This window comes from Streptosporangium nondiastaticum, assembly GCF_003011965.1.
Lineage (GTDB): Bacteria > Actinomycetota > Actinomycetes > Streptomycetales > Streptomycetaceae > Streptomyces > Streptomyces nondiastaticus.
On sequence record NZ_PXWG01000098.1, the window covers coordinates 1 to 24,268 of the forward strand.

At 73.9% G+C, this 24,268-nt stretch carries 15 protein-coding genes; 11 read left to right on the forward strand and 4 right to left on the reverse strand.

Annotation, left to right across the window (positions count from 1 at the left end; all coding sequences use genetic code 11):
• Positions 1-162: 162 nt before the first annotated feature.
• From B7P34_RS25865 to B7P34_RS25875, 3 genes are all read right to left on the reverse strand, one after another.
• Positions 163-1,053, reverse strand: coding sequence for a DUF6206 family protein (locus B7P34_RS25865; RefSeq protein WP_106680329.1), 891 nt, complete (start codon positions 1,051-1,053; stop codon positions 163-165).
• 387 nt (positions 1,054-1,440) lie between these two features.
• A complete protein-coding gene (locus B7P34_RS25870) occupies positions 1,441-2,712 on the reverse strand; it encodes a beta-ketoacyl-[acyl-carrier-protein] synthase family protein (RefSeq protein WP_223268239.1) in 1,272 nt (423 codons plus the stop codon).
• The gene (locus B7P34_RS25875) at positions 2,709-2,954 is read right to left on the reverse strand and encodes an acyl carrier protein (RefSeq protein WP_106680331.1); all 246 of its coding nucleotides are present in this window, start codon (positions 2,952-2,954) and stop codon (positions 2,709-2,711) included. The genes B7P34_RS25870 and B7P34_RS25875 overlap by 4 nt, the downstream gene beginning before the upstream one ends.
• A gap of 278 nt (positions 2,955-3,232) precedes the next feature.
• Here B7P34_RS25875 and B7P34_RS25880 point away from each other — a divergent pair, with 278 nt between their 5' ends.
• From B7P34_RS25880 to B7P34_RS25925, 10 genes are read left to right on the forward strand one after another with little or no spacing between them, the layout of a single operon-like run.
• Positions 3,233-4,213, forward strand: coding sequence for a beta-ketoacyl-ACP synthase III (locus B7P34_RS25880; RefSeq protein WP_223268243.1), 981 nt, complete (start codon positions 3,233-3,235; stop codon positions 4,211-4,213).
• Between the two features lie 14 nt (positions 4,214-4,227).
• Complete coding sequence (locus B7P34_RS25885; protein ID WP_030367727.1) at positions 4,228-4,491, forward strand: acyl carrier protein; 264 nt, start codon at positions 4,228-4,230, stop codon at positions 4,489-4,491.
• Positions 4,488-6,335: an aminotransferase class I/II-fold pyridoxal phosphate-dependent enzyme gene (locus B7P34_RS25890; protein ID WP_106680333.1), complete on the forward strand. Its 1,848-nt coding sequence runs from the start codon at positions 4,488-4,490 to the stop codon at positions 6,333-6,335. Before B7P34_RS25885 ends, B7P34_RS25890 begins: the two co-directional genes overlap by 4 nt.
• 19 nt (positions 6,336-6,354) lie before the next feature.
• Positions 6,355-7,971 carry an amino acid adenylation domain-containing protein gene (locus B7P34_RS25895; RefSeq protein ID WP_223268240.1) on the forward strand — a complete coding sequence of 539 codons (1,617 nt, stop codon included), beginning with the start codon at positions 6,355-6,357 and terminating at the stop codon, positions 7,969-7,971.
• An 11-nt stretch (positions 7,972-7,982) separates the two neighbouring features.
• A complete protein-coding gene (locus B7P34_RS25900; protein WP_223268241.1) occupies positions 7,983-14,570 on the forward strand; it encodes a type I polyketide synthase in 6,588 nt (2,195 codons plus the stop codon).
• A gap of 4 nt (positions 14,571-14,574) precedes the next feature.
• Positions 14,575-15,621, forward strand: coding sequence for an NAD-dependent epimerase/dehydratase family protein (locus B7P34_RS25905; protein WP_106680337.1), 1,047 nt, complete (start codon positions 14,575-14,577; stop codon positions 15,619-15,621).
• The gene (locus B7P34_RS25910) at positions 15,608-16,465 is read left to right on the forward strand and encodes a thioesterase II family protein (RefSeq protein WP_106680339.1); all 858 of its coding nucleotides are present in this window, start codon (positions 15,608-15,610) and stop codon (positions 16,463-16,465) included. Before B7P34_RS25905 ends, B7P34_RS25910 begins: the two co-directional genes overlap by 14 nt.
• The gene (locus tag B7P34_RS25915) at positions 16,453-17,523 is read left to right on the forward strand and encodes an SAM-dependent methyltransferase (RefSeq protein WP_106680341.1); all 1,071 of its coding nucleotides are present in this window, start codon (positions 16,453-16,455) and stop codon (positions 17,521-17,523) included. The genes B7P34_RS25910 and B7P34_RS25915 overlap by 13 nt, the downstream gene beginning before the upstream one ends.
• 59 nt (positions 17,524-17,582) lie before the next feature.
• Positions 17,583-20,315, forward strand: coding sequence for a PEP/pyruvate-binding domain-containing protein (locus B7P34_RS25920; protein ID WP_106680343.1), 2,733 nt, complete (start codon positions 17,583-17,585; stop codon positions 20,313-20,315).
• A gap of 37 nt (positions 20,316-20,352) precedes the next feature.
• A complete protein-coding gene (locus tag B7P34_RS25925; RefSeq protein WP_106680345.1) occupies positions 20,353-21,552 on the forward strand; it encodes an aromatic ring-hydroxylating oxygenase subunit alpha in 1,200 nt (399 codons plus the stop codon).
• 247 nt (positions 21,553-21,799) lie between these two features.
• On the opposite strand, the gene B7P34_RS25930 is transcribed toward B7P34_RS25925, so the two are convergent.
• Positions 21,800-23,266 carry an MFS transporter gene (locus B7P34_RS25930; protein ID WP_106680347.1) on the reverse strand — a complete coding sequence of 489 codons (1,467 nt, stop codon included), beginning with the start codon at positions 23,264-23,266 and terminating at the stop codon, positions 21,800-21,802.
• Between the two features lie 625 nt (positions 23,267-23,891).
• Here B7P34_RS25930 and B7P34_RS25935 point away from each other — a divergent pair.
• Positions 23,892-24,268: hypothetical protein (locus B7P34_RS25935; protein WP_223268242.1), on the forward strand; the 377-nt coding region annotated here is incomplete at its 3' end.

Below are 24,268 nucleotides of genomic sequence, written 5' to 3' on the forward strand. Positions count from 1 at the left end.
TGGGCGGCGTCGCCCCGGGCGCGCAGCCAGGCGATGGAGACGACGGCCGCGGTGAGCCCGCCGTCGAGCGGCGCGAGGTGCAGCGGCCGGGCGGGGTCGAGGGTCAGCGTCTCCCCGGCGAGCCGGCCGGCGCGGGGGCGCGGCGGGGCCGGGAGGAGGGCGTCAGCGGTCGACATCGGGCGGCAGCAGGAAGGGGTAGGGGCGGCGGCGGACCTTGAGGTGCCAGGCGCGGTCGGCCTTGCGCAGCCGCTGGATGAGCTCCCACATCGCGGCGTCGCCCTTGTAGTACTTGGCGACCTCCCCGGCGGTGAGCGCCGGCGTGATGCGGGCGTTGGCCTGTTCGAGGAAGCCGGGCACGAGGGCGGCCAGCTTCTCCTTGTGGAGGTTGCCGAGGAAGTCGAGGACGACCCCGCGCGGCGAGTAGAACTTGTCGAAGATGGACTTGGCCATGGCGATGCGGACGGCGTCGCGCAGGATCCACGGCAGCGAGGTGAAGAACAGCCGGACGTCGAGGAGTTCACGGCCGCGGGCGTCGCGCATCAGGGGCGAGGTGACGTCGAGGTAGACGAGGTCCCCGTCGAGGTCGATCCAGTTGGAGGCCTGGGCGTCCAGGCCCAGGGACGGGGAGACGGCGCCGTGCACGGTGTCGAGGAAGCGGGCGAAGAAGTCCTCGGCCCAGTCCCGCCCCTCGCTGTGCAGGAGGCGCGAGACGAGCCGCTTGCCGGGCAGGGCCTCCTGGACGCAGTAGCCGACCGTCTTCCCGGAGGGCAGTGCGGTGTCCCACAGGCGGGTCTCGGCGACGCGGACGCCGGCCGCGGACAGGCGGGCCGTGTACTGGTCGAGGGTGTGCCCGTAGGCCTCGTAGCGCTTGTGGCCGTCGAAGACGGGGAGCCGCTTGCACGCGAAGGCGCCGCGGCCGGTCTCCAGGGCGAGGACCAGGGTGACCTCGCCGTAGCCGAGGACGGTCAGCCCGCGGGGGTCGCCTGCGGCGAGCGCGCGCTGGACCTGCAGTTCGAGTTCCCGGAGGTCGTCCTCCGGGACGGACAGTGTCATGGCCGGGCCTGCCTTCCGTGTGGGTAGCGGTGATCGCGCATTCCGCCGGACCCTCGCCGCGGGGGTTCCCGCCGTGGCGGCGGGTTCCTTTCTGCCGGGGCCGGCAGAGTCTTCTCCCGCCGCGCGGGTCTCCCCGGTGCGGGGGGCTCCTTCCTTCTGCCGAAGCCGGCGCATCCTCCTCCCGCCGCGGGGCGGGCACTTCTCCTCTGCCGGGTCGGCGGACTTCTCCCCCGCCGCGCGGGTCTTCCCCGGTGACGGCGGCTCCTGCCTTCCGCCGGAGCCGGCCGAACCCCTGCCGCCGCAACGGCGATCCGCCACAGCGGTGCGGGTCCGGCGGAATCCGCGCCGGCCGGCGCCGCCGCGTGTACCGGATCCACCGGAACGGCATCACGCCGCCGTGAAGACCAGCGCCGCGTTCTGGCCGCCGAATCCGAACGACGTGGAGAGCGCCGCGTCGATGGACGCCTTGCGGGGCGACCCCGCGACGACGTCCAGCTCGACGTCCGGGTCGAGCTGGACGAGGTTGGCCGTGGGCGGCACCAGCGACCGCTCGACCGCGAGGACGGTCAGCGCGGCCTCGATCGCGCCCGCCGCGCCGAGGGTGTGCCCGAGGACGCCCTTGGCCGAGGTGACCGCCGCGCCGTCGCCGAGGGCGCGGCGCAGGGTCGCGGCCTCCACCGCGTCGTTGAGGCGGGTGGAGGTGCCATGGGCGTTGACGTGGCCGATGTCGCCGGGCGCCGCGTCCGCCTGGCGGAGCGCGGCGCGGACGGCGGCGAGGACGGCCCTGCCCTCGGGTTCGGGCGCGGTGAGGTGGTGGGCGTCGGCGGAGGCCCCGTAGCCCGCGAGGAGCGAGCGGACGCGGGCGCCGCGGGCGCGGGCGTCGGCCTCCCGCTCCAGGACGAGGATGCCGCTGCCTTCGCCGATGACGAAGCCGTCGCGGCCGGCGTCGAAGGGCCGGGAGGCGGCGGCGGGTTCGTCCAGCCTGCGGGAGAGCGCGCCCATCTGGGCGAACCCGGTGACCATCAGGGGGCTGATGCCGGCTTCCGCGCCGCCGGCGACGACGATGTCGCAGGCGTCCTCGCGGAGCAGCTGGGCCGCGGTGCCGATGGCGGTGGCGCCGGAGGAACAGGCCGTGGCGGTGACGAAGTTGGGGCCGGTGGCGCCGAGGTCGATGGCGAGGTTGCCGGCGGCCATGTTGGGCACCAGCATCGGGACGAGGAGCGCGGACACCTTGCCGGGGCCGCCTTCGAGCATCCGGCGGTGCTGTTCCTCCCAGGTGCTGACGCCGCCGAGGCCGCAGCCGACGACGACGCCGACGCGCGCGCCGTCCCACCGCCGCGGGTCGAGCCCGGCGTCGGCGACGGCCTCGCGGGCGGCGACGATCGCGAGCTGGGTGAAGCGGTCGTGCATCAGGACGCTGCGGCGGCCGACGTGCCGGGCGGGGTCCAGGCCGGGGACGGTGCAGGAGATGTCGACCGGGAGCCCGTCGAGGGCGGGGTTGCGGGCGGCCGCGGAGACGCCCGCGCAGACTCCGTCCCAGGTCGCCTCGGTGCCGATGCCGGCCGCGGTGACGAGGCCGAGCCCGGTGACGGCGACGGGGGCGGCGGGGCGCGCGGCCGGCACGGCGCCCCCGGTGCCCGCGGCTGTCGTGGCGCTCACGGCGCCGTGGCCGCGATCTCGTCCGTGATCACCTTCACCACGGTGGCGATGGTGTCGGTCGGTGCGGCGGCCTCCTCTCCGATCTTCACCTGGAACTCGGACTCGATGACGAGGAGGAGTTCCACGAGGAAGAGGGAGTCCATCTCCAGTTCCTCGAAGGTCACGTCCGGGCCGATGGTGCCGCGGTCCACCGCGAAGCGGTCGACCAGCAGGTCCACCAGCTTGTCGTAGACAGGGCTCATGGTGCGTCCGCCTTTCGTGAGCGTGCACGCCGTCCGGCGCGGTGTGCCGGTCAGTCTGGACGGCCGCGCTGACGGCGGGCTGACGGATTCCTGACCCCGCCGCGGGTCAGCCATCCGTCAGCGTCCGGTCAGCCCGGGTGAGCAGACTCGGCACGCCGGAGCCGTCCGCAGTGGAGGAGCGCTCTCGTGGTTCGCACACCTTTCGGGAATGCAGGAAACGCACGGCGTGCCGGGTGCGGTCGCCGGGCCCGCGGCGGTGCCCGGTGACGCGGGCGGCCGTGGTGGCCGGCGTGGGCAGCGCGCTGCCGCCGGTGCCCGTCACCAACGCGGAGCTGGTGGCCGCGCTCGACACCTCCGACGAGTGGATCCGGACCCGTACGGGCATCCGGCAGCGCTACTTCGCCCCGGACTCGATGGCCACGTCCGACCTGGCGGCGGGGGCCGGCGCGAAGGCCCTGAAGTCCGCGGGCGGCCGGGCCGTCGACACGCTCGTCGTGGCGACGACGACACCGGACCGGCCGTGCCCGGCGACGGCGCCCACCGTGGCGGCCAAGCTGGGCCTCGGCAGCGTCGCGGCGTACGACGTCGCCGCGGTGTGCTCCGGCTTCGTCTACGCCCTGGCGACCGCGGCGGGGCTCATCGCGCTCGGCGCCTCCGAAGGGGCCCTGGTCATCGGCGCGGAGACGTTCTCCCGGATCCTCGACCCGGCCGACCGCTCCACCGCGGTGATCTTCGGGGACGGGGCGGGGGCGCTGGTGCTGCGGCCCGGCACGGAGGGCGAGGCCGGCGCGCTCGGCCCGTTCGACCTGGGCAGCGACGGCGAGGGCCTGGAGCTGATCACGGTGCCGGCCGGCGGGTCCGAGCGGCGCCCGCACGCGCCGGCCGCGGCGGACCACTACTTCCGGATGCAGGGCAAGCAGGTCTTCCGGCTCGCCGTGCAGCGCATGAGCGCCTCGGCGCGCACGGTGCTCGACCGCGCCGGGTGGCGGGTCGCGGACGTCGACCGCCTCGTCAGCCACCAGGCCAACCACAGAATCACCGCCCGCCTGGCCGACGAGCTGGGCCTTCCGCAGGAGCGCTGCGCCGGCAACATCGCCGAGGTCGGCAACACGGCCGCGGCCTCCATTCCCCTGGCCCTCGACCACGCCCACGCCGAGGGGACGCTGCGGCCCGGGGCCCGGCTGCTGCTGACCGCCTTCGGCGGCGGCCTCACCTGGGGGGCGACGGCGCTCACCTGGCCCGCCCTCGACCGCGACTGACGGCAAGGAAAGCGATGACCCCTCAGAAACTGATCACCGACTACATCGTCGAGGTCTGGATGGACGGCGACGCCGACGGGCTGGAGCCGGACACCCCCATCGACGAGCTGAACATCATCGACTCGGCGGGCGTCTTCGACCTGGTCCACTACCTGCAGCAGGAGTTCCGGATCACCATCCCGCTGCGGCAGATCTCCCTGGCGAACTTCCGTTCCGTCAACGCGATCTCGGACCTGGTCGGCCGGCTGCAGACAGGCGAAGGGACGGCCTCCGCATGACACACCTCATGGACGGCCCGCAGGACACCGTGCGCATCCACCGGAAGGTCGTGGGGATCGTCGCGGAGCGGACCCTCTACGACGAGGCCCGGCTGCTGCCCGACAGCCACTTCGAGGCCGACCTCGGCATCGACTCGGTGATCCTGGAGTCGATCCTGGTGTCGGTCGGCGAGGAATTCGGCATCGCGGAGCGGCTGCCCGGCGACGTCACGACGATCCGCGAGCTCGTCGCCTGCGTGGAGGGCGCGCTGGGCCTGCCCTCCGCGGCGGCGCGGCCCGCGGCCGGGCCGGAGGGCACGGACCCCGTCCTGGAGGCGGTGCTCGCCGGGGCCGTGCGGCAGACGCAGTACCAGCGCAGCCACCTGGCCCTCGACGCCGACTTCGAGAGCGAGCTCGGCATCGACTCCGTCATCCTCACCTCGCTGGTCGCCGAGGCCGCGCAGGAGCTGGGCCTGCCGGAGAGCGTGGTGGGCACCGTCACCGCGAAGACCCTGCGCGGCCTGGCCGCCGAGCTCACGGCGCTGCTCGCGCCGGCGGCCGGCGGGGCGGAGAGGCCCGCGGCGGCCGGGGACGGCGCCTGGGACGACCGCTCGATGAAGGACTTCACCGAGCAGCGCGACCCCGACCTCTTCGCCAAGGCCCGCAGCTTCGGGGCGTACCGGCGCAGGCGCGAGGAGGAGCGGCTGTACTGGTACGGCATGCCGCTGGTCTCCCGCTGCGAGAACCGGGCCGTCATCTACGACGAACTGGAGGGCCGCGAGCGCGAGTTCCTCATGTTCGCCTCGAACAACTACCTGGGCCTCGCCAACCACCCGCGCGTCGTCGACGCCGTGTGCGACGCGACCCGCGCCTACGGCGCCACGCACACCGGCTCCCGCTTCATCGGCGGCACCAACATGCTGCACAAGGAGCTGGAGCGGCGCCTGGCCGCCTTCAAGCAGCGCCCGGCGGCGATCGTCTACCCCGGCGGCTACGCGGCGAACCTCGGCGCCATCTCGGGCCTGGTCAAGAGCTACGACACGCTCGTCGTCGACAAGCTCAACCACATGAGCATCGTCGACGGCAGCCGGCTGTCGGGCGGCATCCGCCGGATCTACCGGCACAACGACATGCGGGACCTGGAGCAGGTGCTGCGCCGCGGCGCGGAGCAGGGCACGGGCGGCGGCACGCTGATCGTCGCCGACGGCGTGTTCAGCATGCACGGCGACGTCTGCGACCTGCCGGAGATCGTGCGGCTGGCCAAGGCGTACGGCGCCCGCGTGCTGATCGACGACGCGCACGCGACCGGCGTCCTCGGCGCGCGCGGCTCCGGCACGGCCGAGCACTTCGGCCTCAAGGGCGAGGTCGACCTCGAACTGGGCACCATGAGCAAGGCCCTCGCCGGCATGGGCGGCTTCGTCGTCGGCGAGGAGGAGGTCGTCGAGTACCTGCGGTACTACTCGAACTCGTACGTCTTCGCCGCCAACATCCCCGCCGGGGTCGCGGCCGGGCTGATCGCCTCGCTCGACGTCATCGAGGCCGAGCCCGAGCGCCTCAAACGGCTGTGGGCCAACATCACCACGCTCCGGGACGGGCTCCGCAAGGCCGGCTTCGACCTGGAGCGCACCGAGAGCGCCATCCTCCCCATCGTCATCGGGGACGAGCGCAAGGCCATGGAGATGGGCCGCGCCGTGCGGGCGCGCGGCCTGTTCTGCCAGACCGTGGTCTACCCGGGCGTGCCGCTCGGCGACGCCCGCCTGCGGGTCAGCGTCACCTGCGAGCACACGCCGCAGGACCTGGAGCTCGCGACCGGGATCTTCATCGAGTCAGCGACGGAGACCGGCGTCCTGCCGCGATCCGAGTGAGCGAGGAAGTGCACACACCATGCACACCACCATGGGCGCTTTAGGCGCCGGCGTGATCCAGCTGCGGCGGGACTTCCCCGCCGGGCAGGCCGGACGGCCCGCCTTCACCGGCGAACACCCCCTCACCTACGGCGAGTTCACCGCCGCCGTCGACGCACTCACCTGCCGGCTCCTCGACCTCGGGGTCCGGGCCGGCGACCGGGTCGCGATCTGGACGGACAAGCAGCCGCGCTACGCCGCGGCGATCGTGGCCGCGGTCCAGGCGGGCTGCGCGTACGTCCCCCTGGACGGCGGACAGCCGGCAGGCCGGGTGGAGACCATCCTCCAGGACGCCGAGCCGGTCGTGCTCTTCACCGACGCCCGCCGCCTGGAGCAGCTCGCGGGCCGTATGCCGCCCGCCTCCCTGGAGGCGATCGTCACCACGGGCGAGGTGCCGGACGGCGACTTCTGCGGCGTTCCCGTCCACCGCTGGGACGACTTCGGGCGGGTCCGGCCAGGGCGGGTGACGATCCTGCCCGCGCTGCAGCCGTCCGACCTGGCCGCGATCCTCTACACCTCGGGGTCGACCGGCGTGCCCAAGGGCGTCCGGATCTCCCACCGGAACCTGGCCAACTTCGTGGGCTGGGCCCGCACCGAGCTCGACGTGGGACCCGGCGACGTCTTCGCCAACCACGCGTCGTTCAACTTCGACCTCAGCACCTTCGACCTGTTCGTCGCCCTGTCGGTCGGCGCCGCGGTGTGGATCGTGCCGGACGCCGCCGCCCGCGACGTCACCGCGCTCGCCGCGGGCATCCACGAGCACGGGGTCACCGTCTGGTACTCGGTGCCGTCCGTGCTGCACCTCCTCACCGCGTCCGGCGCGCTCACCCCCGCCGTCACCCGGAGCCTGCGCTACGTCCTCTTCGCCGGCGAGGTCTTCCCCATCCCGCAGCTGCGCGCCCTCGCGGACCGGCTGCCCGGGGAAACGGCCCTGTACAACCTCTACGGGCCGACCGAGACCAACGTCTGCACCTACCACCGGGTGCGCCCCGAGGACCTGCTGCGCGACACGCCGGTGCCCATCGGCGCACCGATCACGGGCGCCCGCGTGAGCGTCGTCGTGGACGGCCGGGCCGTCCACGTGCCCGGCGCCATCGGCGAACTCGTCGTCGAGGGCGACTGCGTGACCCCGGGCTACTGGCGGCGCCCCGACGAGCCCGCCGCCGCCTTCCACTGCCAGGGCCGCCACCCCACCGGCGACCTCGTCAGCTACGAGGACGGGCAGCTCGTCTACCGCGGCCGCAAGGACCGCATGGTCAAGCTCAGCGGCTACCGCGTCGAACTCGGCGAGATCGAGGCCGCGGTGCTCGCCCACCCCGCCGTCGCCGAGGCCGCGGTCGTGGTGAAGGCCGACCCGCAGGAGGGCTCCTCCGGCCGCATCGCCCTCTACTACACGCTGCGGCCCGGCGCGGCGAAGCCCGGCCTGGTGCGGCTCAAGCAGCACTGCGCCCGCCTCCTGCCCCGCTACATGCTGCCGCACACGGCGACCTGCCTGGACCGGCTCCCGCACAACGCCAACGGCAAGACCGACTACCGGCGCCTTGACCACGAGACGGCACAGCCCACCGCAGAGCCTGCCGGCACTGCCAGCACATGACGGAGACCATCTTGAGCCGAGGACCGATCGGGAAGCCCTGGCCGGGCGGCGAACCGGAGACCGTGGCCGCGCTGCTCCGGTGCCGCGCGGACCGGACGCCCGACGCGCTCGCCTACCGCTTCCTCCACGGTGCCGACGACGCGAGCGAGTCGGTGCGCTACGGGGAACTGGACCTGCGCGCCCGCACCGTCGCGGGGCGGCTGCTGCGCGAGAACCTGAGCGGCAAGCCCGTCCTGCTGCTCCACCCGCCGGGCCTGGACTACATCGCGGCCTTCTTCGGCTGCCTGTACGCCGGCGCGGTCGCCGTGCCCGCCTACCCGCCGGACAGCGCGCGCTTCGGCCAGACCATGCCGCGGCTCGCCGCCATCGCACGGGACTCCGGGGCCACGCACGCCTACACCACCGCCGACGTCCGCGACGCGGCCCGCGCCAAGCCGGAGGAGATCTCCGCGCTCGGCCTGGCCGGGCTCACGTGGCTGACGGCCGCCGACCTCGGGCCCGCGGACGCCGCGGCCTGGCACGAGCCGGGCACGTCGGGCGACTCCCTCGCCTTCCTGCAGTACACCTCGGGGTCCACGGCGGACCCCAAGGGCGTCATGGTCACCCACAGCAACCTCGTCCGCAACCTGCGCTCCATCCATCTGCGCCTGGAGCACGACGAGGACTCCGGGATGGTGTCCTGGCTGCCGCCGTACCACGACATGGGGCTCATCGGCGGCATCCTCACCCCGCTCTACGGCGGCTTCCCCGCCCATCTGATGGCGCCCGCGACGTTCGTCCGGCGGCCGCTGCTGTGGCTCGACACGCTGTCGCGGACCCGGGCCTCGACCAGCGTCGCCCCCAACTTCGGCTTCGAGCAGTGCCTGCGCCGCGTCACCGACGAGCAGCGCGACGCCCTCGACCTGCGGCACTGGCGGCTCGCCCTCAACGGCGCCGAACCCGTACGGGCCGAGACGCTGGAGCGCTTCGCCGCCCGCTTCGCGCCCAGCGGCTTCGACCGGCGGGCCCTGCTGCCCTGCTACGGCCTGGCCGAGGGCACCCTGATGGTGACCGGCATCGGCGCCTCCGAGCCGCCTGTCCTCGGCTCCTTCGACGCCGGGGCGCTCGCCCGCGGCGAGGCGCGGCCCGCCACGGACGGCGCGGAGCGGGTGACCCGGGTCGTCGGCTGCGGCGCCCCCGTGCCCGATGTCGAGGTCGCCGTCGTCGACGCGGAGAGCCGCCGGCGGGCCGAGGAGGGCCGTGTCGGCGAGATCTGGGTGGCGGGGCCGAACGTCGCCGGCGGCTACTGGGGCCGTCCCGAGGCCTCCGCCGAGGTGTTCGGCGCCCGCATCGCCGGCGAGGGCGCCACCCCGTACCTTCGCACCGGTGATCTGGGCTTCCTGCGCGACGGGCAGCTCTATGTGGTCGGCCGCACCAAGGACGTCGTCATCGTGCAGGGCCGCAACCACTACCCGCACGACATCGAACTCACCGCCGAGAAGGCGACCGCTGCCGTCCGCCCGGGCAGCGGCGCCGCCTTCGGCATCGCCACCGAGCAGGGCGAACAGCTCGCCCTCGCCTACGAGTTCGGCAGCGGCGACCCGGCGGCGGCGCTGGCCGCGCTGCGGACCGCGATCGCCGAGGAGCACCAGGTCGCGCCGCACACCGTCGTCCTCCTCAAGCGGTCGACGGTGCCGAAGACCACCAGCGGCAAGATCCAGCGGCAGGCGTGCCGGGCGGCCCTGACGGGCTTGGAGCTGTCCGTGGTGGCGGCGAGCGTGGTCCGCGACGACGCGGGACCGTCCCGCACGGTCCGCCCGGGCCGCGAGGCGGCGGTGGAGGCCGTCACGCGCGTGCTGCGCCGGGCGACCGGCGCGGACGAGGTCGCCGACCGCGGATTCGCCGAACTCGGCCTGGACTACGCGGGACTCCTGGACGCCGTGGGCGCCCTGGAACGGGAGTTCGGCGTGCGGCTGCCGGTGGGCGAGCTGCTGGTGCACCCGCAGGCGGGAACGCTGGTCGAACTGCTGCTGGCCGGGGACGGAGCGGGTGAGGACACCTCCGCCGGGGCCTTCGTGGCCGCAGAGGCGCCCGTAACGGCGAAGGCCCCCGTGGCCACGCCGGCCGGCGCCGCCCCGTCCACCGCCGACATCGAAGCCTGGCTGGCCGCCCGCATCGCCGAGCGGCTCGGCCTGCCGGCCTCCGCGGTCGACCGGGACCTGCCCTTCGCCTCCCTCGGGCTCGACTCCCGGCAGGCGGTGGCCGTCGCCACCGAACTCGGCGACCGGCTGGGGCGGGAGCTGCCCGCCGGCCTGGTCTTCGAGCACCCGTCCGTCCGCACGGTGGCCGCCCGCCTCGGCGCAAAGGCGCAGCCGCGGCCCGCGGCCTCCTCCCCCACCGCTCAGGCGACCGGCGAGCCGATCGCCATCGTCGGCATGGGCTGCCGCTTCCCGGGCGCCCCCGACGTGGACAGCTACTGGCGGCTCCTGCTGGACGGCCGCGACGCCGTCGGCGAGGTGCCGCGCGACCGCTGGGACCCCGAGCTCGTGGCGGCGCCGCGGCACGGCGGCTTCCTGGACCGCGTCGACGCCTTCGACGCCCGGTTCTTCGGGATCTCGGCGCGCGAGGCGGAGCGCATGGACCCGCAGCAGCGGCTGCTGCTGGAGGTGGCGTGGCAGGCCTTCGAGGACGCCCACGTCACGCCCGCGCGCCTGGCGGGCACCGAGACCGGCGTCTTCGTCGGCATCAGCAGCCACGACTACGCCGGGCTGCAGATGCCGCACCTGGAGGCGGTCGACGTCTATTCGGCGACCGGCAACGCCCAGTCGGTGGCGGCGAACCGGCTCTCGTACCACTTCGACCTGGCCGGCCCGAGCCTCGCCGTGGACACGGCGTGCTCGTCGTCGCTGGCCGCCGTCCACATGGCGTGCCAGAGCCTGCGCGCCGGCGAGTGCCGCACGGCGCTGGCCGGCGGGGTGAACCTGCTGATCACGCCGGGGCTGTCGGTGGCGTTCGCGCAGGGCGGCATGCTGTCCGCGGCCGGGCGCTGCCGGACGTTCGACGACGCGGCGGACGGCTACGTGCGCGGCGAGGGCGTGGGCCTGGTGTACCTCAAGCCGCTGTCGGCGGCGCTGGCCGACGGCGACCGCGTCCACGCGGTGATCCGCGGTTCGGCGGTGGGCCACGGCGGACGCAGCAACGGCCTGACGGCGCCGAAGGGTTCGGCGCAGCGGGCGGTGATGGCACGGGCCCTGGAGCGGTCGGGCCTCACGGCTCCCGAGGTGGGCTATGTGGAGGCGCACGGCACGGGCACGGCGCTCGGCGACCCCGTCGAGTGGGAGGCGCTGGCGGGCGTGTACGGGCGGGGCCGGGCGGCGGAGGAGCCGTGCCTGGTGGGTTCGGTGAAGACGAACATCGGCCACCTGGAGGCGGCCGCGGGGATCGCGGGGCTCATCAAGGCGGCGCTGGTCACCAAGTACCGCCAGGTGCCGCCGTCGCTGCACCTGGCGACGCCCAACCGGGGCCTGGAGCTGGAGGGGGCGGGCCTGGAGGTGGCCACGGAGCGCCGTCCGCTGCCCGTGCGGGACACGGCGCGGGCCGGGGTGAGCTCGTTCGGGTTCGGCGGCGCGAACGCGCACGTCGTCCTGGAGGCCGCGCCGGAGCTGCCGCCCGCGCCGGCACCGGCGGTGCGGCGCCCGCGGCACGCCCTGTGCCTGTCGGGGCACACGCCGACCGCCCTGGCGGCGCTGGCCCGCCAGTACCGGACGCACCTCGCGGCTCGTCCGGACGCGGACCTGCGGGAGGTGTGCCACTCGGCGAACACGGGGCGGGCGCACCTCGCCCACCGCGCGGTCGTCACGGGCGCGTCGGCCGCGGACCTGGACGCCGCGCTGGAGGACCTGGTCCGGGACCGGGCGTCGACGGCGGCGGTGCGCGGTCACGTGCTGGGCCGGCCCGAGCCGAAGGTGGCGTTCCTCTTCGGCGGTCAGGGCACCCAGTACACGGGCATGGCCAAGGAGCTGTACGGCACGCACGAGGCGTTCACGCGCACGCTCGACCGGGCCGGCGCCGTCCTGCAGCCGCTGCTCGGGGTTCCGCTGACGCAGCTGCTCTTCGACGAGGAGAACGCGGGGCTGCTGCGCAGCACGCGGTACTGCCAGGCGGCCCTGGTGGCCCTGGAGGCCGCGCTGGCCGGGGTGTGGACGTCGCTGGGCGTGCGCCCGGCGGCCGTGCTGGGGCACAGCGCGGGCGCGATCGCCGCGGCGGCCGTCGCCGGGGCGGTGTCCCTGGAGGACGCGCTGGTGCTGGCGGCGGAGCGCGGCCGGCTGATGGACGAGCAGCCGGGCGAGGGCGCGATGATCGCGTGCGCCGGCGACGCGGCCGCGGTCCGCGAGGTGGCCGGGGAGTTCGCCTCGGTCGCGGTCGCGGCGGTCAACACCGGTGACCACGTGGTGCTGTCGGGCGCGGCCGCGGAGATCGCCGCGGCGGGCGACGCCCTGCGCGGGCGCGGCCTGACCGTGCGGCCGCTGGTCGTCTCGCACGCCTTCCACTCGCCGCTGATGGCGGGCGCGGCGGACCCGCTGCGGGAGGCCGCGGACCGGATCGCGTTCGCCGAGCCCGCCGTCCCGTGGATCTCCGACGCGACGGGCGAGCTCACCGGCCGTCCGGACGGCGGCTACTGGCGGGCGCACCTGCTCGGCACGGTGCGCTTCGCCGACGGGTTCGCGACGCTGCGCCGGCTCGGCTGCGACGCGTTCGTGGAGATCGGCCCGCACCCGACGCTGCTCAACCTGGGCCGCTCCATGACGGCGGCCGAGCCCGGAGCGGCGGACGGCCCGGCGCCGCTGTGGCTGCCGTCGCTGCGGCGCGGCGGCGACGCGTGGGAGTCGCTCCTGCAGTCCGTGGGCCGGCTGCACTGCGCGGGCGGCGCCGTGGACTGGGGCGCGCTCGACGGCGAGGAGGCGCCGCGGCACGTCCCGGTGCCGCACGCGGTCTTCGAGCGGGAGTCGTACTGGTTCACCGCCCCGGCCGCGGACCGTGCGCAGGACGCCGCCGTGACGGGCCCCGCCGTGCCCGCCCCCGCGCCGCGGGAGCCGTACGCCCCCGCGGCCGCCGGTCCCGCCGTCGAGGGCAGCGTCCTCGGCCACATCGCGCGGATCTGCGGCTTCCCCGCCGAGCAGATCCCGCCGTACGCCCGCCTCGGGGTGGACCTGGGGTTCGACTCGCTGATGCGGACCGATCTGCAGCGCAGCATCGCCGCCCAATTCCCCGATCGGATGGACGAATTGCACCGTGACCTTCCCGAGGACCCGACGGTACGGGACCTGGTGGACCGGCTGGCCGACGGCGGTGGATCCGTACCGCCTGCCGCCCCCGCCCCGGCGCCGGCCGTTCCGCCCGTGGTGCCGCAGCCCGCGCGGCCGGCGGTTGCGCGGGTGAAGCAGGAGTACGCGTTCGAGGAGTGGGCCGAGTACGCCGAGCTCCAGGGGCGGCTGCGGCAGGCCCGGTCGGGCGGCTCCAACCCGTACGGCCGCTCGCACGAGGGCTTCAACTCGGCCGAGGCGACGATCGGCGGCCGCAAGGTCGTCAACTTCGCCGCCTTCAACTACCTGGCGCTGTCGGGCCACCCGCAGGTGCGCCGGGCCGCCAAGGAGGCCATCGACCAGTACGGCACGTCGGCGTCGGCGACCCCGCTGCTGTTCGGCGAGACGCCGCTGCACCACGAGCTCGACGCCGGGATCGCCTCGTTCCTCGGCACGGAGGCGGCGATCGTCTTCGCGGGCGGCCACGCCACCAACGTGGCCACGGTGGGGCACCTCTTCGGGCCGGAGGACCTGATCGTCCACGACGAGTGGAGCCACGACTCCACCGTGCGCGGCTGCGTCCTGTCGGGCGCGCGGCGGCGGCCGTTCCCGCACAACGACTGGGAGGCCCTGGACCGGATCCTGACCGCGCTGCGCGGCCGGCACCGGCGGGCGCTGGTGGTGATCGAGGGCGCGTACAGCCAGGACGGCGACATCCCGGACCTGCCGCGGTTCATCGAGGTCAAGCAGCGCCACGGCGCCATGCTGATGATCGACGAGGCGCACTCGGTGGGCGTGCTCGGGGCGACCGGGCGCGGCATCGGCGAGCACTTCCCCGTCGACCGGGCCGACGTGGACCTGTGGATGGGCACGCTCAGCAAGGCGATCGGCAGCCTCGGCGGCTACATCGCGGCCCGCGAGCCGATCGTCGAGTACCTCCGCTTCACCGCTCCCCTGCACATCTTCAGCACCGGCATCTCGCCCGCGAACGCGGCGGCGGCCCTGGAGGCGATCCGGGTGGTGCGCGCGGAGCCGCAGCGCGTGGCCCGGCTGCGCGAGCTGTCGGACTTCTTCCGCGCCGGGGCCCGGGAGCGCGGCCTGGACATCGGGGTGTCGCGGGCGTCCGCGGTGATCCCGGTCATCACCGGCGACTGGGAGAAGACGATGGCGCTGTCGAACTCCCTGCTGGAGCAGGGCGTCAACGTCATGCCCATCGGCTATCCGGCGGTCGAGCGCGACAAGTGCCGCCTGCGCTTCTTCATCAACGTCGACCACAGCGAGACCGACCTCGAAAACTCCCTCGACCTTCTGGTGTGATCCCATGCCGACGCAGAACACGGAAACATCCGGCTCCGGCGGACAGCCCGACGTCCTGGTCACCGGGGCCAGCGGATTCATCGGCGGGCACCTCGTCCGCCGCCTCGCCGAGCGCGGGCACCGGGTGCGCGTGCTCGTCCGCGAGGGCAGCGACCGCTCGGGGTTCGCCGGCTCCGAGGCCGACACCGTCGTCGGCGACCTGGACGACCCGGGCAGCCTGCGGCGGGCCGCGGACGGCGTGCGGCAGGTGTTCAACTGCGCCGGGAAGTCCGCGGACTGGGGCGCCTGGGAGGACTTCCGGCGCATCAACGTCACCGGCGCGGCGAACGTGGTGGAGGCGGCGGCCCTCGCGGGCACGGTGCGGCGCGTGCTGCACGTGAGCACCACCGACGTCTACGGCTATCCCGTGCGGCCCTGCGACGAGAGCACCGAGCCGCACGACACCGGCCTGCCGTACAACCGCAGCAAGCTGCTCGGCGAGCGGGCCGTGCGCGAGGCCTCCGCGCGCACCGGGGTGCAGGTGACGGTGATCCGCCCGGTGTCCGTCTACGGGCCCGGCAGCAAGGACTTCGTCATCGAGATCGCGGACCTGCTGCTGCGCAAGCAGATGGTCTACATCCGCCAGGGCCGCGTCCCGGCCGGCCTGCTGTACGTGGGCAACGCCGTCGACGCCATGATCGACGCGTGCGCCTCGGACGCCACGGCGGGGCGCGCGTACAACCTGCGCGACCCCGAGCTGACCACGTGGCGCGAGTACATCGAGGCCCTCGCCCGCGGGCTGGGCGCGCCGCCGCCGAAGCTGAGCCTGCCGACGCCGGTGGCCACCGCCGTGGCGACGGTCTCGGAGAAGCTCTACGGCCTCTTCGGCATCAAGGCCCGTCCGGTCCTCACCCGCCACGCCGTGCACCTCTTCGACCGCGACCAGTCGTACGGGATCGGGCGCGCGCAGGAGGAGTTCGGCTTCAAGAGCCCGGTGGGCTTCGAGGAGGGCATGCGGCGCACGGTCGCGTGGCTGGACTCGGCGGAGGGACGCAAGCATGTCGCCCGCTGAGCCGCTCGTCGCCGCCCCGCCCCGGGACGCCCTGTGGTTCCCGCGCTTCGGCTCGCCGCCGCCCGCGGCGGGCACGGCCGGGACCCGGCTGGTCTGCTTCCCGTACGCGGGCGGCACGGCCTCCGTCTACCGCGACTGGCGCGGGCACCTCGGCGGCGCGGTCGCCGACGTGGCGGCCGTGCAACTGCCGGGCCGCGGCCTGCGGATGCGCGAGGAGCCGTACACGTCCGCGGAGCCGCTCGTCGCCGACGTCGCCGGCGAGCTCGTGCGCCGGGGGATCACCCGCGACTACGCGTTCTTCGGGCACAGCATGGGCGCCCTGCTGGCCTACGAGGTCGCGTGCGCGCTGCGGGACCTCGGCGAGCCCGGACCGCGCCACCTGTTCGTCTCCGGCAGCAGAGCGCCTCACTTGTACGGGGACCGCACCGAGCACCTGCTGCCGGACGCCGGGCTGCGCGACTTCGCCGCCGGCATCGGCGCGCTCGGCGACGGCGACCAGGCGCTGCTCAACGGCGCCTACCTGGACCGCAGACTGCCGGTCCTCCGGGCCGACCTGCGGGTCTGCAACGGCTACCGGTGGCGGCCGCGCCGCCCGCTGGACTGCCCGATGACGGCCTTCTCCGCGAGCGACGACCCGGTCGCGGACGCCGCCGAGGTGGAGGCCTGGCGCCCGTACACGGCGGGTTCGTTCCTGCGCCACCACGTGCAGGGCGACCACTTCTTCCTCACCGCCGGCGGCCCGGCGCGGCAGCGGCTGCTGCGGGAGCTGCGCGGCGAGCTCGCCCGGCTCGCCCCCACGACCCCTTCTGATTCTGAGCAAAGGAACGCCTCATGGACGTACTGAGCCTGGTCAAGAGCGTCAGGGACCGCGTGGGGGAGCCGCTCGGCGACGCCCTGGCCGCGGTGCGGATCGCCGGCAACTGGCGGATGCCGCTGCTGCTCGCGGTGTCGAAGGGCTTCGTCACGCCCGTCTACCGGGCGGCCTTCCTCGCCTCGGCCGCGGGCTCCGGCGTCCTCGGCTGCCTCGCCGTGCGCCCCTGCGACCTGGAGTCGCTGGCCGAGAAGCTGGGCGCCGCGCAGGACAAGCAGCGGCTGCGGGCCTGGCTCGAACTGGGCGTGCGCCTGGGCGAGCTGGACCGGCGCGAGGGCTGCTACCGGCTGAAGAGCATCCCCGCCCGGGCCCTCGCGCGGGCCGGCAACGACGCCTTGGCGGCCGCGCTGGAGGAGGTGCTGCGCTTCCACGTGCCGGTGCTGCTGGGCGGCCCGCGGATGGCGGCGACCGGCGAGCGCTTCTCGCTGGGCGACCAGGACGGGCTCGTCATCGCCCGCTCCACGCGCGTGATCGAGCCGCTCGTCGAGGCCGCCGTCGCCCGGACCCTCGACCGCGACAACCCCGTGCGGCTGCTGGAGGTCGGCTGCGGCAGCGGCGTGCACGTCCGGCACGCGGCGCGGCTGAACCCGCGCCTGTCGGCCCTCGCGATCGACATGCAGGAGGAGGTCGCGGAGACGGCGACGAAGAACATGGCCGAGTGGGGGCTCGCCGACCGCGTCGAGACGCGCCGGGGCGACCTGCGCACCCTCGACCTGGAGCCGCAGTTCGACCTGGTGACGATGCACAACAACATCTACTACTTCGCCGAGGACGAGCGCGTGGCGGCGCTCGCGAAGGCCCGTTCGCTGCTGGCGCCGGGCGGCAGGATCCTGCTCACCACCTCGTGCCAGGGCGGCAACATCGGCCTGGACGTCCTCAGCCTCTGGTTCGCCTACGCCGACTTCGGCGGCCCGCTGCCCCGCGAGGAGGAGCTCGTCGCGCAGCTGGAGCGCGCCGGGTTCACCGGTGTGGAGGCGGCCCGGCTCGTGCCGGGCGAGCAGTTCCGGGCCTTCACGGCCACCAGCAAGTAGCCCCCGCCACCGCACCCCGCACGTCCCGCGACGGCCCGAGCGCCCCAGGAGAGCCCGACATGGCAACCCGTTCCACTGACCCCGTGACCCTCGCGCCGCAGACCGGCGACGTCGTCGTCCTCGGCGGCACCGGGACCGCCGACCCGGCCGTCCTCGGCGGCAAGGCGGCCCGGCTCGCCGACATGATCGCGGCGGGGCTGCCGGTGCCGCCCGCCTTCTGCCTCACCACCGGTCTCTTCGCGCGCTACCTCGCCGACACGGGCCTGGCCGGCAAGATCGAGGGCGCCGAGGGCGGGGCGGTCCGCGAGCTGATCCTGGCGACCCGCATCCCCGCGCCGCTCGCCGACGAGGTCCTCGCCGCCTACGAGCGGCTCGGGCGGCCGCGGGTGGCCGTGCGCTCCTCGGCGCTCAAGGAGGACTCGGCGGCGCGCTCCTTCGCCGGCCAGCACGACACGGTCCTGGACGTGGCGGGCGACGCGGCGCTGCTCGACGCCGTGCGGCAGTGCTGGGCGTCGCTGTGGTCCGCGCGGGCCACCGCCTACCGCGACGGCGACGCGGCCGAGGCGATGGCCGTCGTCGTCCAGGAGATGGTCCACTGCGACGTCAGCGGCGTGCTGTTCACCGTCGACCCCGTCAGCGCCCGGCCGCACCGCGTGGTCGTCGAGGCCTGCCGGGGGCTGGGCGAGGGCCTGGTCTCCGGGCGGGTCTCCAGCGACCTGTTCGTCGTCGACGACCGCAGCCTGGAGGTCGTCGAGGAGCGCGTGCGCTACAAGGTGGCCAAGTGGGCGCCGCTGGCCCCCGGGAAGATCGGGATGACGAAGGTCGACGCCGCCGACCGCAGCGTGCCCTGCCTGGACCACGCCCGGCTCGCCGAGCTGGCGGGGCTCGGGCTGCGGGTGCGCGAGCACTACGGCAGCGAGCAGGACGTCGAATGGGGCCTGCGGGACGGGGTGTTCCACCTCTTCCAGACCCGCCCGATCACCACCCGGCCGCTCCCCGGCGACGACGCGGCGCGCGCCGGGACGCTCAGCCCGTACGTGGTGCAGCAGCCGGACCCCGTCCAGCACGGCACCCTGTGGTCCCGCATGGACATCGGGGAGATCTTCGTCGGGCTGATGACGCCGCTCGGCCTGAGCTTCGCCCGCTACTACCAGAAGAACGTCCACCTGGACTGCGCCGCCGCCCTCGGCGTCCGCGACACCGGCGACGCCGACCTGCACATGGGCTACTACCAGGGCCACGTCTACCTCAACATCTCCTACAGCGCCCACCTCCTGGGCCAGGCCCTGCCGACGCGCGACCAGCGGCACTTCACCAAGCGGTTCGTGGGTGAGGACGTAGAAGGAGGGGCGGGAGGGGCGGGAGGGGAAGGACGGTCGCTCGCCGATTACGTGAATCCGTTCGGGAAGTTCCCCGGCGGCATCGAGGACGTGCTGTCCACGGCGCACTGGCTGCGCTGCACGGCCGCCGAGGCGGTGCGGATGAAGTCGCGGTCGAAGGAGATGGTGGCCTCCCGGCTCTACGAGTTCGACCGCGCACGGCGGCTGGACCTCTCGCGCATGGGCCGCCGCGAGCTGCACGCCGAACTCACCCGCAACCTCGGCTACTTCCACGACAGCCACGTGGGCTACATGCCGTACTACATCAACGCCTTCGGGTTCTACGGGATCCTCACCGAGCTGTGCCGGATGTGGCTCGGCGAGGAGGGCCAGAACCTGCAGAACCGCATCAAGACCGACATGTCCAGCCTGCGGACCGTGGAGTCCGCGAAGGAGATCTGGGCCGTCGCCCAGGCGGCCAAGGACCGCTCCCGCGTCTTGAAGATCATCAACGAGGAGCCGCTGGAGAACGTCGCCGCGGCGCTGCGCGCGGACGACGAGGGCACCGTCTTCTGGGAGCGGCACATGGAACCGTTCCTGCGCGCCAACGGCACCCGCGGCCACCAGGAGATGGAGCTCAGCCACCCGCGGTGGATCGACGACCCCTCGTACATCTTCCAGATGATCCGGCGGTACGCCTCCGACGGCTTCTCCGCCGACGACATCCTGCGGCGCAGCAGCGGTTACCACGACGACTCCCGCGAGATCCTCAAGAAGCTCTCGCTGCCGCAGCGCAAGGTGATCGAGACGGTCATCTCGCTGTACGCGCTCTGCAGCGAGCTGCGCGAGACCACCCGCATGTCGATGATCACCTCGATCTGGCTGGTGCGGAACGTGGTGTACGAGGTGGGCCGGCGGCTGGTGGAGGCGGGCGTCCTGCACTCGCTCGACGAGGTGGCCCACCTGGACTTCGAGGACGTGCGGGCCTATCTGGCCGGGGAAGCCGGAGAGCTGGAGGCCTTCCCCCGGGAGCGGATCGACGAGGCCAGGCGCCTCCACGAGTACCGCAAGCGGCTGCCGGAGCCGCCGCTGACCTTCATCGGCGAGCACGACATCACCCAGGCCGTGCGCCCCGCCCCGGGCGGCGCCCGGCTCAGCGGGCTCGGCGCGAGCCCCGGGCGCGTCATCGGCCGCGCCCGCATCGTGGAGGACCTCGTCTGGCAGGCGGACGAGTTCGAGGCCGGCGAGATCCTCGTGACGCGCTACACCGACGCCTCGTGGACCCCGCTGTTCGCCATCGCCGGCGGCGTCGTCACCGACGTCGGCTCGATGCTGTCGCACAGCTCGATCGTCTCCCGCGAGTTCCACGTGCCGTCGGTCGTGAACACCAAGTACGCGACGCAGCGCATCAACACCGGGGACATGGTCATGGTCGACGGCGACACGGGGGTGGTGGAGGTAGTCGAAGGCTGATCCGACGGCAGCACGATCCACCGAGGAGGAACGAGAGATGATCCCCAACCAGTGGTATCCGATACTCCCGGCCGAGGAGGTGCGCAACGACAAGCCGACGGGCGTCCGCCGGATGGGCCAGGAGCTGGTGCTCTGGCGCGACCTCGACGGCAACCTCGTCTGCCAGGGCGCGCGCTGCCCCCACAAGGGCGCGAACCTCGCCGACGGCCGGATGAAGGGCAACTCCGTCGAGTGCCCGTACCACGGCTTCCGCTACGGGCCCGACGGCGGCTGCAAGGCCATACCCTCGCTCGGGTCGGGCGCCCGAATACCCGGCTCGCTCCGGGTGCCCGTGCACCCGGTGCGAGAAGCCCACGGCCTGGTGTGGTTGTGGTGGGGCGAGGAGCGCGCGGAGCTGCCGGACATCCAGGCGGCTCCGGAAGTGGCCGACAACCCGAAGGTCCACTCGACGCTGCACTGGACCCGCCCGGTCCACTACACCCGCTACATCGAAAGCCTGCTCGAGTTCTACCACATCACGTACGTCCACCGTGATCACTGGTTCAACTACATCGACTACCTGTTCCTCTACGGGACCCCGCGCAAGCTGGGCCTCGACGGCAAGGAGCGCTACCTCTCGGCCACGAAGATCGTCAACCACAAGCTGGAGACCGAGGCCGGCGGGCTGACGATGCGCTACTCGTTCGACCACCAGGACGAGGCGGACCCCAAGAACACGACGCACTACGTCATCACGTTCACCTTCCCCTGCCAGGTGCACGTCCGCACCGAGCAGTTCGAGGCGACGTCGTGGCTGGTCCCCGTCGACGACGGGCACACCGAGCACATCCTGCGCTGGTACGAGTACCCGGCGTTCAAGCCGGTGCTCCGCTCGGAGAAGCTGCGCCGCATCCTGCCCTGGATGTCCCTGTACATGGAGAAGTGGATCCAGGACGTCCAGGACGTCCGCATCATGGAACGCCAGGAACCGAAGATCAGCGAGGGGGGCGTCAGCAAGTTCACCCCGGTCGACGAACTCAACGCCAAGTACTTGGCGATGCGGTCGCGCTTGATCCAGGAGGCGGCGCAGTCGAAGGGGGCGAAGGAGAAGGAGACGGCGGCCGCGCCGCTGCCGCCCGCCGAGACACCTGAGCCCGCGGCGGGCAAGCGCCCGGCACCGGCGAACGGCCGGAGGACGCCTAAGGCGGCAGCGAACGGCGAGGGCCTCGCGGCGGCCCGGGCGAACGGGCCGCGCTGAGCCGGGGCGGGGCCGGGCCTCACGAGCTCCGGCAGTGGTCTGTGAGGCCAGGCCTCACAGATGCCGCCGCAGCGGCGCTCAAGGCTGGGTTGTGAGGCCAGGCCTCACACATCCGCCGCGGCGGCGCTCAGCCACCACGGCGCGGACCGGCGGTGCCGAACCCCGCCAAGCCCGTCCGGGCACGGCCCGGAATGCGAAAAACCCCGGCTGGGAAGCCGGGGTTTTTCTGCTGCGCCGTGCGCGGCGGTCAGCCGCGGGACGGCACCGGCGCCTCGGCCGCCGGCTCAACCGCGGCCGAGGCCGCATCCTCGGCCGCAACCGGCTTCGGGATGAGGAAGGACGTCGCCAGGGCCGCGGCCAGGATGACCACGCCCGCGATCATGCCGGACGTGTACCCCGTGGCGGACGCCGCGTCGTCCGCGGGCTGGACCGCGGTCTTCACCGCGTACAGGACGGCGAAGCTCAGGCCCGCGCCCAGGTTGAACGCGCCCGCGTTGAGGCCGGGCAGGAAGCCCGGGTTCTCGCGCGGGGAGAGGACGATACCGAGGCCGTTGAGGACGATGTTCGCCACGCCCGCGTAGGTGATGCCCACGAGGAGCGACGCCACCAGCAGCAGGGCCTTCGAGTGGGCGGGGATCGTGAGGATCATCAGCACGACGGAGGCCGCGGAGCCGACCAGGCCGATGCGCAGGACGCGGCCGTAGCCGTGGGTGGCCGCGAGGCGCCCGGCCAGCGGGCCCATGGCGAGGCCGGCCAGCGCGTACGGGGTCAGGGTCCACCATGCGGAGCCCTCGGCGCCCATGCCGAGGCCGGCCTGGGCGTCCTGGGCGAACGCCGGGATCAGGCCGTTCATGACGGCGAAGACGCCGGTCATGGTGAGGGTGGTGGTGAGCAGGGTCGCCCAGGTGGCGCGCCGGCGCAGGTGCCGGGTGGCGACCAGCGGGTGCGCCGAGCGGTCCTCGGTCCGCCAGAACAGCGCGAACGCGGCGGCGGAGACGGCAACCAGGACGGCGATGAGCCCCCAGTTCGCGGCGCCGAGCTTGCCGGCCTCGTTGAGGGCGACGAGCAGCGAACCGACGGACACGACGAGGAGAGCGACGCCCGGCCAGTCCATCCGGTCCGCGCCGGGGACCTTGGACTCGGGGGTCAGGAACGCGGCGAGGGCGGCCGCGAGGACGGCGACGACGGCCATGACCCAGAACACGGACTGGAAGCCGTGCTCGTCGGCGAGGAACCCGCCCGCGAGCGAGTCGACGCCGGCGATGCCGCCGTTGACCGCGGTGATCACGCCGAGCAGGGTGCCGTACCGCTTGGGCTCGGTCACCTCCTGGCGCAGCATGATCAGGCACAGCGGGACGACCGGGCCGGAGAAGCCCTGCACGATCCGCCCGGCGAACAGCACGGGCACGCTCGTCGCCAGCGCCGCGATCACACAGCCGGCGGCCATGAGGACGAGCATGCCGACCAGGACCTTGCGGCGGCCGATGACGTCACCGAGCCGCGGCAGGAAGAGCGAGAACAGGGCGGCCGACGTGAAGAACGCCGTCTGTGTGAGCCCCACCTCGGCGGAGCTGGCGCCGAGGCTGTCCTCGATGCTCTTCAGCGCGGGGCTGAGCATGCTCGCGTTGAGCTGGAAGGCGATGCAGGCGGTCAGGAGTGCGGTGACCAGCACGCCCACGCGGGCAGGGCGGTGGTCGGTAAGAGATACGTTCATGCCTCGACGCAGGGGGTGAGTGGAGCCTCGCGACGCAGCGGACGCGCTGCGCGCACACAGAAAAACCCCGGGACGACGGGGAATCCCGGAACGGCCGCCGGAGCGTGGCCGCTCCGCCCGGGCTTCGGGTCGACAGATCGCCGGCACTGCCACTGACAGCGCACTGACCTGCGAAAACCCCCGTCGCAGGGGGTCTGTGTCCCTTTATGGTACCCGGGATTTTCCGGGCGCTTCCGGGATCGTTCGACCACGGTCGGTCATACGCCCACGCCATCCGCGGCGAGCGGCCGGCGCGTGACGCACGGCACACCTCGCGGGCGGCCCGCGCTCTCCCGGGGCGCGGGAGCGATGAGATCCGGCCACGTTCACCGGCCCGGCGTGATCACAGACAACCTGGCGCCCGCATTTGTCATGTACCTCGATGTCGGCACGAATGCGCTGCTCACTGGGGGTGCAGTCGGCCGGCGGAGGCCCGCGGTGCACCCCGTGGACCTCCTTCCGTCCGCTCCGTCCCTCCCGAGGTGCCTGTGCCCGCCCACCCGCCCGGATCCCCCGACCGGCCCTTCCTGACTCACCGTCATGGTTCGTCGGCACCCGCCGTTCCCGCGGTCTCCCGGTGGTGCTCGTGACCGCCGGGAGACCGGGCGGCGGCTCATGGGCGCTCGCCCTGCCGATGCCCGACCAGAAATCGTCCTTCATCCTCACCGGCATGTCCGTCGTCCTGGTGCTGCTCCTGTGGTGGCTGATCCGGGCGGTCGCGCGGCAGGGCGGCGCCCGGCGGGCCTGCCGCCGGGTGGCCTGGGAGTTCCGGATGACCCGGCGGGCCTTCGCCGCGCCCTTCCGCGCCCGCGGCCTGCACCGCCGCCGTGTCCGCACGCTGACGGCCTTCCTCGCCGACCCGGCCGTTCCCGCCCTGGTCGACCACGCGCTCACCGGCGCGGAGGAGGCGGCCGGGGAGGACTGCCGCGCGACCGCGGCCGCGGTGAGCGCCGACCGGCGGCA

Bases quoted from the DNA above. Each gene is read 5' to 3' on its own strand.
- B7P34_RS25865 (WP_106680329.1), bottom strand. From the start codon at position 1,053: ATGACACTGTCCGTCCCGGAGGACGACCTCCGGGAACTCGAACTGCAG.
- B7P34_RS25925 (WP_106680345.1), top strand. From the start codon at position 20,353: ATGATCCCCAACCAGTGGTATCCGATACTCCCGGCCGAGGAGGTGCGC.
- B7P34_RS25920 (WP_106680343.1), top strand. From the start codon at position 17,583: ATGGCAACCCGTTCCACTGACCCCGTGACCCTCGCGCCGCAGACCGGC.
- B7P34_RS25895 (WP_223268240.1), top strand. From the start codon at position 6,355: ATGCACACCACCATGGGCGCTTTAGGCGCCGGCGTGATCCAGCTGCGG.
- B7P34_RS25890 (WP_106680333.1), top strand. From the start codon at position 4,488: ATGACACACCTCATGGACGGCCCGCAGGACACCGTGCGCATCCACCGG.
- B7P34_RS25915 (WP_106680341.1), top strand. From the start codon at position 16,453: ATGGACGTACTGAGCCTGGTCAAGAGCGTCAGGGACCGCGTGGGGGAG.
- B7P34_RS25930 (WP_106680347.1), bottom strand. From the start codon at position 23,266: ATGAACGTATCTCTTACCGACCACCGCCCTGCCCGCGTGGGCGTGCTG.
- B7P34_RS25875 (WP_106680331.1), bottom strand. From the start codon at position 2,954: ATGAGCCCTGTCTACGACAAGCTGGTGGACCTGCTGGTCGACCGCTTC.
- B7P34_RS25885 (WP_030367727.1), top strand. From the start codon at position 4,228: ATGACCCCTCAGAAACTGATCACCGACTACATCGTCGAGGTCTGGATG.
- B7P34_RS25910 (WP_106680339.1), top strand. From the start codon at position 15,608: ATGTCGCCCGCTGAGCCGCTCGTCGCCGCCCCGCCCCGGGACGCCCTG.
- B7P34_RS25905 (WP_106680337.1), top strand. From the start codon at position 14,575: ATGCCGACGCAGAACACGGAAACATCCGGCTCCGGCGGACAGCCCGAC.